The organism is Enterobacter sp. FUJ80071, from assembly GCF_038739915.1.
Taxonomy (GTDB): domain Bacteria; phylum Pseudomonadota; class Gammaproteobacteria; order Enterobacterales; family Enterobacteriaceae; genus Enterobacter; species Enterobacter kobei.
The window spans coordinates 2,134,679-2,148,709 of sequence record NZ_JBBXKH010000001.1; the positions used below are offsets into that span (position 1 = coordinate 2,134,679).

Annotated in this window: 13 protein-coding genes and 2 pseudogenes; 5 read left to right on the forward strand and 10 right to left on the reverse strand. The window is 52.2% G+C overall.

What is annotated here, in order from left to right; translation table 11 throughout:
- Positions 1 to 191: 191 nt before the first annotated feature.
- From hxsD to AAER43_RS10450, 4 genes are all read right to left on the reverse strand, one after another.
- Entirely contained in the window at positions 192 to 569 is a 378-nt protein-coding gene (hxsD, locus tag AAER43_RS10435; protein ID WP_045269511.1) for a His-Xaa-Ser system protein HxsD, read from the reverse strand.
- A gap of 45 nt (positions 570 to 614) precedes the next feature.
- A complete protein-coding gene (locus AAER43_RS10440; RefSeq protein ID WP_127353087.1) occupies positions 615 to 929 on the reverse strand; it encodes a hypothetical protein in 315 nt (104 codons plus the stop codon).
- A 324-nt stretch (positions 930 to 1,253) separates the two neighbouring features.
- Entirely contained in the window at positions 1,254 to 2,435 is a 1,182-nt protein-coding gene (locus AAER43_RS10445; RefSeq protein WP_047028291.1) for an MFS transporter, read from the reverse strand.
- Positions 2,436 to 2,485: 50 nt separating this feature from the next.
- Complete coding sequence (locus AAER43_RS10450; protein WP_057057697.1) at positions 2,486 to 3,613, reverse strand: alpha/beta hydrolase; 1,128 nt, start codon at positions 3,611 to 3,613, stop codon at positions 2,486 to 2,488.
- 114 nt (positions 3,614 to 3,727) lie between these two features.
- Here AAER43_RS10450 and AAER43_RS10455 point away from each other — a divergent pair, with 114 nt between their 5' ends.
- Positions 3,728 to 4,612: a LysR family transcriptional regulator gene (locus AAER43_RS10455; RefSeq protein WP_032636721.1), complete on the forward strand. Its 885-nt coding sequence runs from the start codon at positions 3,728 to 3,730 to the stop codon at positions 4,610 to 4,612.
- A 112-nt stretch (positions 4,613 to 4,724) separates the two neighbouring features.
- Positions 4,725 to 5,399, forward strand: a complete 675-nt coding sequence (catA, locus tag AAER43_RS10460) for a type A chloramphenicol O-acetyltransferase (protein ID WP_050862164.1) — start codon at positions 4,725 to 4,727, stop codon at positions 5,397 to 5,399.
- Between the two features lie 11 nt (positions 5,400 to 5,410).
- On the opposite strand, the gene AAER43_RS10465 is transcribed toward catA, so the two are convergent.
- Both AAER43_RS10465 and AAER43_RS10470 read right to left on the reverse strand, forming a co-directional pair.
- Positions 5,411 to 5,725, reverse strand: a complete 315-nt coding sequence (locus AAER43_RS10465) for a YebG family protein (RefSeq protein ID WP_050862165.1) — start codon at positions 5,723 to 5,725, stop codon at positions 5,411 to 5,413.
- A 69-nt stretch (positions 5,726 to 5,794) separates the two neighbouring features.
- Complete coding sequence (locus AAER43_RS10470) at positions 5,795 to 6,148, reverse strand: helix-turn-helix domain-containing protein (RefSeq protein WP_014883647.1); 354 nt, start codon at positions 6,146 to 6,148, stop codon at positions 5,795 to 5,797.
- 336 nt (positions 6,149 to 6,484) lie between these two features.
- Between AAER43_RS10470 and AAER43_RS10475 the strand changes: the two genes are divergently transcribed.
- The gene (locus AAER43_RS10475; protein ID WP_050862417.1) at positions 6,485 to 7,660 is read left to right on the forward strand and encodes an efflux RND transporter periplasmic adaptor subunit; all 1,176 of its coding nucleotides are present in this window, start codon (positions 6,485 to 6,487) and stop codon (positions 7,658 to 7,660) included.
- Between the two features lie 24 nt (positions 7,661 to 7,684).
- Complete coding sequence (oqxB, locus tag AAER43_RS10480) at positions 7,685 to 10,837, forward strand: multidrug efflux RND transporter permease subunit OqxB (RefSeq protein WP_050862416.1); 3,153 nt, start codon at positions 7,685 to 7,687, stop codon at positions 10,835 to 10,837.
- A 66-nt stretch (positions 10,838 to 10,903) separates the two neighbouring features.
- Here oqxB and AAER43_RS10485 read toward each other — a convergent pair whose 3' ends face one another.
- Both AAER43_RS10485 and AAER43_RS10490 read right to left on the reverse strand, forming a co-directional pair.
- The gene (locus AAER43_RS10485; protein WP_023330297.1) at positions 10,904 to 11,383 is read right to left on the reverse strand and encodes an Rrf2 family transcriptional regulator; all 480 of its coding nucleotides are present in this window, start codon (positions 11,381 to 11,383) and stop codon (positions 10,904 to 10,906) included.
- A gap of 198 nt (positions 11,384 to 11,581) precedes the next feature.
- A pseudogene (locus tag AAER43_RS10490) lies at positions 11,582 to 11,794 on the reverse strand (sensor histidine kinase); the annotation flags it as partial.
- A 56-nt stretch (positions 11,795 to 11,850) separates the two neighbouring features.
- Between AAER43_RS10490 and AAER43_RS10495 the strand changes: the two are divergent.
- Positions 11,851 to 12,081 (forward strand): annotated as a pseudogene (locus AAER43_RS10495) (MipA/OmpV family protein); the annotation flags it as partial.
- Between the two features lie 40 nt (positions 12,082 to 12,121).
- Here the strand turns inward: AAER43_RS10495 and AAER43_RS10500 are convergent.
- The gene (locus tag AAER43_RS10500; protein ID WP_014883667.1) at positions 12,122 to 12,346 is read right to left on the reverse strand and encodes a hypothetical protein; all 225 of its coding nucleotides are present in this window, start codon (positions 12,344 to 12,346) and stop codon (positions 12,122 to 12,124) included.
- Between the two features lie 149 nt (positions 12,347 to 12,495).
- Complete coding sequence (gene asd, locus AAER43_RS10505; RefSeq protein ID WP_050862415.1) at positions 12,496 to 13,614, reverse strand: aspartate-semialdehyde dehydrogenase; 1,119 nt, start codon at positions 13,612 to 13,614, stop codon at positions 12,496 to 12,498.
- Positions 13,615 to 14,031 lie beyond the last annotated feature (417 nt).

Below are 14,031 nucleotides of genomic sequence, written 5' to 3' on the forward strand. Positions count from 1 at the left end.
CAAGGATGTTAGTCAGGAAGGTATTCATAATGAGAGGTGCATCTGAGAGATATTTTTTATTGATACTTATCCTCAGACAGAACGCCTCTTTAGTGGTAAACTCTACACTCAAATAATCATTGAATTGTTGGGCTATATTCTCTATAGCGCCCTGAGTATAAAAATGTGGGTCAAGCTTGATTATCATCGTCTTATACTACCGATTTTAAAATATCTTGAGTGTCAGCCTGTACCCGTTTTTCAACAAACACGGCGGCCGGGGAGAATGCTTTCCTGACGATCTCTTCATGTAAGGCTGAAGTTTCATCATGAATGATTTGACGCATCTGATTTTCATGAAGTAAATGTAAAAAGCGCTTTGCTACGGTATTCATATCATTAACGCTGTCGTTTTTTTGGTAGATATAGATACCAACATCTTCATTTTCTGATTTGACGGCATGAATGAAGAAATCATCGGTAAACGAGTAGCATGTTTTCATTATAGCTTCACGGCTATAGAGTTTTTTGTTTAGGGGCAACAAAAAATATTCCCCTAATTCATTCTTTCCATGTTTGAGGTTATCCATGAGCATCTCCTTCCGGAATGGCCAGCCTGCAGCTGGCCATGAGTGTTAGCACGTTGAACCAGGCGTGCAGGAATAGTGGCTGGAATGGCTTGCATGACTTGAGTGGCTGTAATGCGCCGCGAATGCTTGTCCTTCCAGAGAAGGTTTAGCCAGTAAAACAGACGTACCAGGTTGCTGTACGCTGTTGCTGGCGGCAACCTTGGAGTGCGTTGGTGCAATTACTGGTGTACTGTTGCTGGCGAACGCTGGGGCGCTCGCACCCGCTATCACCCCAGCAACAATACCCGCAACGACAGGTACGATATTTTTACCTGAAAGTTCGTTGACAGAGTCTTTTACGACTTTTGGCAATGCTTTCATCTGTAATCCTTATCATAGAACGAGAGATAACAGGATTGTTATCGTGAATATGATAAGACACTGTGATATTCGTTCGGGATAATATTTATGTTTGTTATTTGATTTTAATCATGCAGCGAGTAAATAGATTGATTTCAAATTGGAAATTGAAAGGGAACATGTAAGCATTAATTATGCACTTAGTGAAATTAATTCATTTTTTATATGAATAGCCTGCTATCGATAATGTTAATTTTAGCCAGAGATGGAACATCCAATTAACGGAAGGCTAATATATACATTAAAAATTTTATCGCACAATTCTCGGTCAAAACATCGTATCGCTCATTTATAACGCGATGTGATAAACGTCAACGCAGCCGCACAAAGCAGCACTATGCCGCTCAGGGCAAACGTGCTCTGCCAGCCGAGGCGATCAAACACCATACCGCCCGCCGTTGAACCCAGTGCAATGGCGAGCTGGATCACCGCGACCATTAACCCTCCGCCCGCTTCGGCATCCTCCGGTAGCGTTCGGGCGACCCACGCCCACCAGCCCGTCGGTGCTGCCGTCGCCAGCATTCCCCACAAGCCTGACAGCAGGGCAACAATCCACACGTTATGCCCGGTCAAAATCAACGCGCCAGCGATGGCGGCCATCAGCAGTGGAATCGCTATTAACGTCAGGTAAAACGCCGCGTTCAGAACCAGAGTAACGAGAAGGGTGCCAACAAATCCGGCAATGCCGATGGCGAGCAAAATCAGCGATAGCCCGGAGGCGCTGACGTGCGTGACGGTCTCGAGAAATGGGCGCACATAGGTAAACAGCGCAAACTGTCCCATAAAGAACAGGCTGCAGGCTATCAGACCGACGGATACGACAGGCTGGCGAAATAGCCGAAAGACGCCTTCACCTGACGCACCGTTTTTACGCCCGCTCATATTTGGCAGGCTAACGTACTGCCACAGGAATGCGGCGATTGCCACGGGCACCAGACAAAGGAAGGCACCGCGCCAGCCAATGGTTGCACCCAGGTAGCTGCCTAGCGGGGCGGCCACGACCGTTGCCAGCGCGTTACCACCGTTGAAAATAGCCAGCGCGCGCGTGACCTGATGATGGGGAACCAGGCGAATAGCCGTTGCCGCCGACATGGACCAGAACCCGCCGATGGCGATACCGATCAGCGCGCGACCGGTCATATACGTCTGATAGTTCGTGGCGAAGGCAATAATGAGCCCCGAGAGCGCCATCAGTATCGTCATGCCCAGCAGAAGGTGTTTACGATTCATATTCCCGGCAAGCCGGGAGAGGAAGAGGCTGGTCAGTACCGCCAGCGCGCCGGAGATAGCAATGCCCTGGCCTGCAAGCCCCTCCGTCACGCCTAAATCTGCGGCAAGCGGGGTGAGCAGGCTCACGGGCATAAATTCCGAGGCAATCAGGACGAATACGCAAAGGGTCATGGCAAAAATGCCTCCCCAGTACGCATGTTCCTCATGCTGTGAAGTGGTGTGGTTTAATGTGGACATCGTCTGATTTCGCGAAGAGAGCCGCCCGTCGAAACGGGCAGCAGGGAGGTTTATTTCAGGCTGTTTTTAAAGAATTGTTCAAACTGTGCGAATGGGATCTTCCCGGCAGCATTGTCGTAGAGATCGACATGGTTGGCGCCCGGGACAATCACCAGTTCTTTCTGCTTGCTGCCGACCGCGTTAAACGCATCTTCGGCGAAATAACGGGAGTGCGCCTTTTCGCCGGTCACGATAAGCGTCGGGATAGCGATCTCTCCGGCATAGCTCAGCAGCGGCATGTTCATGAACGAGAGCGGCATAGTTGCCGTCCATGCGCCGGTTGAGTTGACGGAACGCGCGTGGAAGCCACGCGGCATGCGGTAGTAGTCATAAAACTCTTTCAGCACCGGATTCGGGTTGGCGGGCAAGGCTTCTGGCAAAATACGTTCTGATGCGGTCACTTTGCCGTTCTCGTCAACATAAATGTCATGGCCGCCCTGTGCAAAGGTGCCGTTCCCGGCATCCTTCCAGCGCTGTTCATTCAGGTACTGCAGCACAGCATGGCGATCTGCCGAAGAATAACGATCTTTGCCGTCGCCTACGCCGTGACCCATCGCCCGGCTCATGTCATACATTACGCTGGTGGCGACAGCTTTGATGCGCGTATCCATGGATGCCGCATTCAGCGCCATACCGCCCCAGCCGCAGATCCCAAGGATGCCAATGCGCTTACGGTCGACCTCTTTCTGCACGCCAAGGAAATCAACCGCGGCGCTAAAGTCTTCGGTGTTGACGTCCGGTGACGCGACGTTGCGCGGCTGACCGCCACTTTCGCCCGTCCAGGAAGGGTCGAACGCCAGGGTTACAAACCCTTTTTCCGCCAGGGTCTGCGCGTAGAGACCGCTGGACTGTTCTTTGACCGCGCCAAATGGCCCGCTGACGGCAATCGCTGCCAGCTTACGGTCGCCACGGTTTTTAGGAAGATAGAGATCGCCTACCAGGGTAATACCGTAACGGTTCTGGAAGGAGACCTTACGGTGGTCAACCCGGTCACTTTTGGCAAAGGTTTTGTCCCAGGCTGTAACCATCGAGACGGGGGCGTTAGGATTGGTGGCTTCTGCATAACTCATGGTTGTCACTCCACTTAATGATGCGCATAGCAGCATCGCAACAGACAGTTTTTGGGTGAATATTTTCATGTATCGATACCCTGCGGTGTTGTGTTGCGGCCATTATAGTTAGCAGAATGAGTGCTGATTAGAGGCCATAATCTGCTAGAATTAATATCAAATTGTTATGAATTGCGGGGCGTAATGGCGAAGCGAGAAAACTACAATGAGCTGTATCTGTTTATGCAGGTGGTGCGGGAGGGGAGTTTCACCGCGGCTGCGCAGCGGCTTGGGCTGGCGCAATCCGGGGTGAGCCGCTCGGTGCGCGAGCTGGAGGAGCGGTTGGGCGTCCAGCTTCTCGTTCGCACCACGCGTAAGCTGTCGTTAACCCACGCCGGAGAGCAGCTCTATCAGACAGCCGAATCCGCGTTCGATGCACTTGATTCGGGTCTGGCGACCCTCGCACATTATCGTCAGACACCGTCCGGCACGGTGCGCATTAACGCCAGTCAGCACGCCATCGACAAATGCCTGCTGCCAAAGCTCGCCATTTTTAAACAGCGTTACCCGGATATCAGGCTGGAACTCATAAATGAAAGCCGCTTCGTCGACATCATCACCGAGCGGTTTGATGCGGGTGTCAGGCTGGGAGCTGAGGTCAGTCAGGGAATGATTGCGGTGCGCATCACGCCCGATATGGAAATGGCCGTAGTGGCTGCACCGGGGCACTTCAGGCGTTATGGTTTTCCCCAGACGCCAGCTGATTTAGTGGCGCATCCCTGCATTGCCTATCAGTTTGCTGATGGAAGTGATTATCAGTGGGAACTGGTCGAGGACGGGAAAAAAATCACCCATCGGCCAGAAGGGCAGTGGGCATTGTCAGACAGCTATATGGAAGCCCAAGCCGCCCGTCTTGGGCTTGGGCTGGCTTATGTTCCGCTTGAGCTGGTGGCTGATGATCTTGAAAAAGGAACGCTTATCCGCGTATTGCAGCGCTATAGCCTGCGCATGGACGGGCTGTATCTTTATTATCCGCACCGCAACGTATCGCCGGCTTTGAGGGCCGTTATTGATACGCTGAAAATGTAATTTCTGTGAACGTGTTTTTCTTCGACATGTGAACTGCAGGCCCCTGCTTGCTTAAGTCAGGAAAAAAACTTAGGCTAACGTCAAGATCTGCTTGCTCAACAAAGGCTTAAAAATGGAAAAAATAATCCCGGAATATACGGCTGTTGATTTATCCCGTTGGGCAAGAAAGGAGCATTTTGAGGTATTTCAGGGGTTTGCTCAATCGACGTTTAACCAGACGGTGTTGGTCGATATTACCGTGCTGCTAAGCCATATTAAAAATGTTGGCTGGAAGTTTTATCCGACGATTATTTTTCTTGTTGCTAAAGTCGTTAACCGTCACCCAGAATTCCGTATGGCCATGAAGGACAATGAGCTTGTCATATGGAATGAAATTCATCCAAATTATACGATTTTCCATAATGAAACAGAGACCTTTTCATCATTATGGAGTCATTACGATGGCGATATACAGCACTTTCAGAAAACCTATTCTGAAGACATGGCTCGCTATGGCGATAATCTTGCGTATTGGCCAAAAGAAGAATCCAGGGAAAATATCTTTTTTATATCCGGCATTCCGTGGGTAAGTTTTACGAGCTTTAGCGTTAGCGTGGCTAATATGAAAAACTTTTTTGCCCCTATGTTTACGCTTGGAAAATATTACGAGCAAGCGGGCAGGGTAGTATTACCTCTCGCCGTTCAGGTACATCATTCTGTCTGCGATGGTTTCCATGTGGCAAGGTTTTTTAATGAGTTACAAGAGGTCTGCGATGCGTTACCACAGCAGACCGGGCAACAGGAATGATGATGTGGCCATCAGGCCGCTTTAACCGCCCTGATTTTTTTACTTTCAGCTGCACCTGACTCGGTTTTATCGTCAGCAGGGGTATCAAGAGCCGGGAGCTTACTGGTTCGCAAAATATGCTGCACGGCATCTTTCTGCTCGGCGAGATACAGACCAAGATCTTCAGCCTGCGTTTCATCCATCTGCATTCCGCTTTGCAAAAGCCAGTCGGTAAACGCCTCTGCCATATCAAGCAGTTTGTCGTGAGCGTCAGCCTCTTTCTTACTGGCAAATGTCATTTTCTCTTCACCTTTTCTTACGACAACATATTTTGTTTCAACAGCCATCATGCACCTCTCATACTGTATTTATGTACAGTATAACAGAGGCCGGAAAAAGTTGCAGCAAAATGTGCGTTACGTGTGCGCCTGCTGGGTTTCACGGCAGGCCACACTGCGCCGCCATGCGCCTGGAGCCTGGCCATATTGCCGTTTAAAACTGCGGTTGAAGGATTGCTGAGAGTCAAAACCCAACGCGATCGCCACGTTCAGAATCGGTTCGTCGCTGTGGGTTAAGCGCTCAACGGATTTTTGCAGCTTTTGCGCGCGAATGTACCCGGCGAGAGGGTAGCCCGTATGTTCTTTAAACAGGCGCTGAAGGTGCCATTTCGAATAGCCGGAGCGCCTGGCGACGGACTCAATATCCAGACGGCTATCAAGGTTGTTGTCGATCCAGTCGAGTAAATCATGCATAAATGCGCCCGTGTTCATCGGGTTACCTCCACGCAGCCTGTTAAATGGTATCTTTATCTGTTGCATTTAAAGGTGGCGCGTTTTTGCAGTAATTGCAAGTTTTATTGTTGCATTTAAATCCTTACCTGAAACGGGCCTTTTTAACATCCGCTCGAATAGCACATAAAGTGCAACAATTATTCTTGCACTTAGTTTAGCGCCTTCCTACAATCGCCGCGAATAGTGTATTCGCAACTGTTACAGTTTTGTGGCGATGAACGACACAAATGGCCTTAAGCCAGCCCGGACAAAGGAAGTGGCGCGGTGCCTCCTGCCGCGTCTTGCCCGGCGGCTACAATTACCGGAATAAAAATAATGAGCCTGCAAAAAACCTGGGGAAACGAACCTCTGCATGCGCTGGGAGCGATATTGCTCTCCCTGTTGCTTGTCGGATGTGATAACAGCGCCGCGCAAAATGCTGCACCACCTGCGCCCGCCGTCAATGCTGCTGATGTGGTTGTGAAATCCATTAGTCAGTGGGATAGCTTTAACGGCCGGATCGAAGCCGTGGAGAGCGTTCAGCTTCGCCCCCGCGTCTCTGGCTATATCGACAAAGTGAATTTCACCGACGGCCAGGATGTGAAAAAGGGTGAGGTGCTGTTCACGATTGATGACAGAACCTATCGTGCCGCGCTGGAGCAGGCGCAGGCGACGCTGGAGAGAGCCAAAACGCAGGCCAGCCTGGCCCGAAGCGAGGCTAACCGTACCGATAAACTCATCAATACCAACCTGGTATCCCGTGAAGAGTGGGAGCAGCGCCGTGCGGCCGCCATTCAGGCGCAGGCCGATATTCGCGCCGCGCAGGCTGCGGTAGACGCCGCTCAGCTTAACCTCGATTTCACGAAAGTAACGGCACCGATTGATGGCCGCGCCAGCCGCGCGTTGATCACCAGCGGTAATCTGGTCACGGCGGGCGACAGCGCCAGCGTGCTGACAACGCTGGTCTCGCAGAAGACGGTTTACGTCTACTTTGACGTGGATGAGTCAACCTACCTCCACTATCAAAACCTCGCCCGCAGCGGGCAGGGGGCGTCCAGCAATCACACTGCGCTACCGGTTGAAATTGGCCTGGCGGGTGAGGAAGGGTATCCCCATCAGGGCAAAGTGGATTTCCTGGATAATCAGCTGGCGCCGAGTACCGGTACGATCCGTATGCGCGCGCTGCTGGATAACGCGCAGCGTCAGTTCACGCCGGGTCTCTTCGCTCGCGTTCGCCTGCCGGGCAGCGCTGAATTCCAGGCCACGCTTATTGACGACAAAGCGGTGCTGACCGATCAGGATCGCAAATATGTTTATATCGTGGATAAAGAGGGCAAAGCACAGCGACGCGATATTACGCCAGGGCGCCTGGCGGACGGCTTACGCATCGTGCAGCAGGGGCTGAAACCCGGCGATAAAGTCATCGTCGATGGTTTACAAAAAGTGTTTATGCCGGGTATGCCGGTTAACGCGAAACCCGTCGCCATGACCGCCAGCACCGCCCTCAACTGATCATCTGACCTGAGAATCCTACCCATGGACTTTTCCCGCTTTTTTATCGACAGGCCGATTTTCGCTGCCGTCCTGTCGATTCTGATTTTTATCACAGGATTAATCGCCATCCCGCTGTTGCCGGTGAGCGAATACCCTGATGTCGTACCGCCAAGCGTGCAGGTGCGCGCGGAGTACCCGGGCGCCAACCCGAAAGTGATTGCTGAGACCGTGGCGACGCCGCTGGAAGAGGCGATCAACGGCGTTGAGAACATGATGTACATGAAATCCGTCGCGGGTTCTGATGGCGTGATGGTGACGACCGTCACTTTCCGTCCGGGAACCGACCCGGATCAGGCGCAGGTTCAGGTACAAAACCGCGTGGCGCAGGCCGAGGCGCGTCTGCCGGAGGATGTGCGCCGTCTGGGCATCACGACGCAGAAACAGTCTCCTACGCTGACCCTGGTGGTGCATCTATTTTCGCCTGGCGGTAAATATGACTCTCTGTATATGCGCAACTACGCCACGCTGAAAGTGAAGGACGAACTGGCGCGTCTGCCCGGTGTCGGCCAGATCCAGATTTTTGGCTCAGGCGAGTACGCGATGCGCGTCTGGCTGGATCCCAATAAAGTAGCGGCGCGCGGGCTGACCGCCTCGGATGTCGTCACGGCGATGCAGGAGCAAAACGTGCAGGTGTCGGCCGGGCAGCTGGGCACCGAGCCGCTGCCGAAGGAGAGCGATTTCCTGATCTCCATTAACGCCCAGGGGCGTCTGCATACCGAAGAAGAGTTTGGCAATATCATTCTCAAAACGTCTCAGGACGGGTCGCTGGTACGCCTGCGCGACGTGGCGCGTATTGAAATGGGATCGGGCAGCTATGCGTTGCGTTCGCAGCTTAACAATAAAGACGCGGTCGGGATCGGTATCTTCCAGTCTCCTGGCGCAAACGCCATCGATCTGTCTAACGCGGTGCGCGCTAAAATGGCGGAACTGTCCACCCGTTTCCCGGAAGATATGAAGTGGGCGGCACCTTACGATCCGACGGTATTCGTGCGCGATTCTATCCGTGCGGTGGTGCAAACGCTGCTGGAAGCGGTAGTGCTGGTCGTACTGGTAGTGATCCTCTTCCTGCAAACCTGGCGTGCGTCGATCATTCCGCTGATCGCGGTGCCGGTTTCGGTCGTGGGGACGTTCAGCGTTCTCTACCTGCTGGGCTTTTCGCTTAATACCCTGAGTTTGTTCGGGCTGGTATTGGCTATCGGTATCGTGGTGGATGATGCCATCGTGGTGGTGGAAAACGTCGAGCGAAATATCGAAGAGGGGCTTGCTCCGCTTGCGGCGGCGCATCAGGCGATGCGTGAAGTGTCCGGGCCGATTATCGCGATTGCGCTGGTATTGTGCGCGGTGTTTGTGCCGATGGCGTTCCTCTCTGGCGTCACCGGCCAGTTCTACAAACAGTTTGCGGTAACGATTGCCATTTCGACGGTGATCTCCGCTATCAACTCGCTGACGCTCTCGCCAGCGCTGGCTGCTCTGCTGTTAAAACCGCACGGCGCACCGAAAGATTTCCCGACCCGGCTTATCGATCGTCTGTTCGGCTGGATTTTCCGACCGTTTAACCGCTTTTTCCATCGTAGCTCGACTGGCTATCAGGGGCTGGTGGGTAAAACGCTCGGCCGACGTGGCGCGGTGTTTGTGGTGTATCTGCTGCTGCTGTGTGCCGCAGGCGTCATGTTTAAAGCGGTTCCCGGTGGCTTTATTCCGACACAGGATAAGCTGTACCTGATTGGTGGCGTGAAAATGCCCGAAGGCTCGTCGCTGGCGCGTACTGATGCGGTGATCCGCAAAATGAGCGAAATCGGGATGAATACCGAAGGCGTGGACTATGCGGTTGCTTTCCCGGGGCTGAATGCGCTGCAGTTCACCAATACGCCGAACACCGGAACGGTCTTCTTTGGCCTGAAGCCGTTCGACCAGCGTAAACACAGTGCTGCGGAAATTAACGCTGAAATCAATGCGAAAATTGCGCAAATCCAGCAGGGCTTTGGCTTCTCCATTCTGCCGCCGCCGATTTTGGGGCTGGGGCAGGGGTCGGGTTATTCCCTGTACATTCAGGATCGTGCCGGTCTTGGCTATGGCGCATTGCAGAACGCGGTGAATACCATGTCCGGTGCGATTATGCAGACGCCGGGGATGCATTTCCCGATCTCGACCTACCAGGCCAACGTTCCACAGCTGGACGTGCAGGTTGACCGTGACAAGGCGAAAGCGCAGGGCGTGTCGCTGACCGATCTGTTCGGTACGCTGCAAACCTATCTGGGCTCGTCTTATGTGAATGACTTCAACCAGTTCGGGCGTACCTGGCGTGTAATGGCGCAGGCCGACGGACCGTACCGCGAGAGCGTGGAGGATATTGCGAACTTACGTACCCGTAATAATCAGGGTGAAATGGTGCCAATTGGCAGTATGGTTAAGATCAGCACCACCTACGGGCCGGATCCGGTGATCCGCTACAATGGCTACCCGGCGGCTGACCTGATTGGCGATGCCGACCCGCGCGTACTCTCCTCCGCCCAGGCGATGACGCAGCTGGAAGGTATGTCTAAGCAGATATTGCCGAACGGAATGAATATTGAATGGACGGATCTGAGCTTCCAGCAGGCGACACAAGGTAATACGGCGCTGATCGTCTTCCCGGTCGCGGTGCTACTGGCCTTCCTGGTGCTGGCGGCACTGTATGAAAGCTGGACGCTGCCGCTGGCGGTGATCCTTATCGTGCCGATGACAATGTTGTCCGCGCTGTTTGGCGTCTGGCTGACCGGTGGCGATAACAATGTGTTCGTGCAGGTAGGGCTGGTGGTACTGATGGGGCTGGCATGTAAAAACGCGATTCTTATTGTGGAGTTTGCCCGCGAGCTGGAAATTCAGGGCAAAGGTATCATGGAAGCCGCGCTGGAGGCCTGCCGCCTGCGTTTACGCCCGATTGTGATGACCTCCATTGCCTTCATCGCCGGAACCATTCCGCTGATCCTAGGCCACGGCGCGGGTGCAGAAGTGCGCGGTGTCACCGGGATTACGGTCTTCTCCGGGATGCTGGGCGTCACGTTGTTTGGTCTGTTCCTGACGCCGGTGTTTTACGTGACGCTGCGTAAATTCGTTACGCGCGGTAAAGAGGAAAGGGACGTTCTGCCTGCATAGGGATGTTGCAGAAAACAAAAAAGCGCCTTCACAGTAAGGCGCTTTTTTTTCGCATCAGAACAACCGTTAAAACGTTTCTTTATACTGGGCCATAAGCTCAGGTACCGGATCGCAGCCGCTGCTATCGGCTTTTTTGACCTCTTCCAGCGCGCTTGCCACGGTGTGTCGGGCTAATACCGCCAGCGAAGCCTGCTCAGCTTCTTCGGATACCGATTTAAAGTACCAGCAGGCGTTAGCGCTGACCACACAGCGAGCCGGTACGTCAGGACGCGACGCCCACAGCTTTTTATCTTCAGTGACCGAAAGGTAGATGTCACGCAGGGTGATCTCTTCCGGCGGGCGCCCAAGATGAATGGAGCCGTTGCGGCCAAGCGTGGAGACGATAATTCCGTCACGCGTAAGGGGAACCATCAATTTGCGGATAAAGCTCGGGTTGGCTTCCAGGCCGTAGGCCAGAACGCCACTCGTCGAACGTTTACCTAATTGCTCCGCCATCGCTACGCTGAGGACCATCTGCAAAGCTGTCGGGAAGCGGTAATCTAACATTTCTCTGTCCTGGGTCGCGGTGAATCTTGTTCTTTTTGGCACCGCAGAGGTGAATAAGCAATAAACAACAATATAACAAATAGGGTAATTTTTTTGAAGCAATCTGCGGCATTTGCGATCAAACCCCCTGTTCTGGTTTAGCTAAACGTGCGGTTCGGGAAGGCAACCGTCACCTGGAGGCCACCTTCTGCGGACGCACTCAGGGCTGTACTTCACGGCATTTTCAATGAGATTGTCTATCAGCGATATCAAACTTTGCCTGACGCCGCTAATCCGGATGTTCTTCTCGGCGAAGAATTCCAGTTCAATTCTGCGCGCTGAGGCTAACGGTTCCAACTCGGCCATTCGCTCCGGTATGAGCGACGTTAGCGGCACGGACTCCGTCGCGGCGTCAATGCGCGCCTCACTATGCTGCGGTACGGCTTTTAAGGGGGAGAGATCGTCAGGTGTGCGTAAAATGCGGAGCGCTGGCGCTGACCGGCAGTTGGGGCTCCAGCAAGTATATGCAAACGTATTACGGCGTGAGCGATGCCCAGTCGGCGGCATCGGGGTTTGCCCGACATGACGCCGGCGCAGGGATTTACGCCTGGTCGATGGATCTTGACTGGAACCACAAGCTCACCGCCCGCTGGAGCGTGCTTGCCGCAGCGGGCGTAACGCAGTTGACGGGAGAGGCAGGCGATAACCCGATTGTGTAACGAAAAACGTCGCCCACGGGGAGTTTGAAAGTGACGTATCTTATCTCATTAATACCTGAAACAGCTGAACAAAGATATATATTGTCGCTGCCACTTGTATCGTCCGGAACCCCCATCTGAAATAGCGCCATTCATGGCGTTCTCTGGCATCAGCTGCTTCAATAGCGGGGTCAGAACATTTTCTTTTCCTGGCCCTGAATGCACTGATTATCCACAAGATGAGAAGAAAGATGACGATGGTTTTCTCAAGGATTGGATTACCCACAAAATGTGACTCCGTCCTGCCCGCGGTTACAAGCAGGATGGATGAACTACCTTCACATAGCAACCACTAAATGTAGGGGTAATATTCGTTTTCGCTCTGGTGGATTTGCAGTGATTCCGTCACGAGATGTTTTACTCGTAAAATTCGACTTATATTTTGCCAAGCAAAATATTCAACATCCGGCGCAACGGTTCTGCCGCCCCCCATAATAGCTGATCGCCCACCGTTAGAACCGAGTAAATAGGGTCATTATTCAGGGACATTTTTTTGTAACGGCCAACGCCAACCTGTAGCGAACCGCTGATGTAAGCTGGGGTCAATCGACTGACACTTTCATCCTTGTTATTGGGTACGTAGTTAACCCAGGGGTGGGAATGCGTTACTAAGCTTGCGAATTCTTTTTCGCTGACTTCACGCTTGAGCTCCAGGGTGATGGCAGCACTATGGCACCGGATCACGCCGACACGAATACACAAACCGTTTACCGGGATTGTACCTGGAGAAAGCCCAAGAATCTTGTTCGTTTCTGCCTCACCTTTCCACTCTTCGCGGCTATTCCCATCGCCTAAATCGCTATCAATCCATGGAATGATGCTGCCCATAAGAGGTACGCCGAAATTCTGGATGGGCATGTCAGCACTGTTAATAAGCTCACTGACTTTATTGACTAAAGGAAGCACCGATCCTGATGACATGAGTTCATCTGAGGATAAATGCTGGCTGATATATGCGCTTTGAGCGATTAATTCTCTAACATATTTAGCCCCTGCACCTGATGCAGACTGATACGTCATTACGCTCATCCATTCGATTAAGTCAGCCTTTATCAGTCCAGCAAGCCCCATAAGACTCAGGGTGATGGAGCAGTTGCCACCAACAAAAAGTTTAATTCCTTCTTTGATTGCACGATCAATATTAGAACGATTGACGGGGTCGAGAATAATACAGGCTTTCTCATCCATCCGTAACGCTGAGGCCGCATCAATCCAGTAGCCTTTCCAGCCGTGATCAATCAAATCAGGATATATTGCTTTAGTATAATCACCGCCCTGACAGGTTATAATGATATCCATTTCGGACAGGGCATTGATTGAATTAGCATCTTTTAGCGTATAGCCGACGCCACCAATGACAGGACCGGCGGCACCTGCACTTGAAGTACTGTAAAAATGCACAGAAATACCGTCGAAGTCGTTCTCTTCGACCATTCGCTGTAACAAAACAGAACCTACCATTCCTCGCCAACCGACGATGCCAACCTGCTTCATTTGCTTAACCTTTGTAATGTTATGATATTGTTAACTTGTGTTCGGGGGACGTTATATCGCATCTAAAGTTGAAGGTCATTACGTATGGCATCAGATTTAATCATTATTAAAATGTTTCATACGGCATCAGTGATTTTTATAGCTAAACCAGACAAAAATTCGCAATCACCTGGTATTAAATAAATAATCATGGGCTGGCGCGTCATACATAAGTAATGAGCGTTAAGCATTTAGAGCAATTGTGGACATACGAGCCACACATATTACGTCGCTTTCATTAAGGGCTAAGAAGGGCTCTGAATGGTTAAGGTTGAGGAAATAAAAATGAGGAATTCGCCTGCCTGGATGAAGAGGTTTATCTGTTATCTTTTTTTAAAAATCCGCTTCCGGCACAAGCAAGACCGCAAGCGGACAATC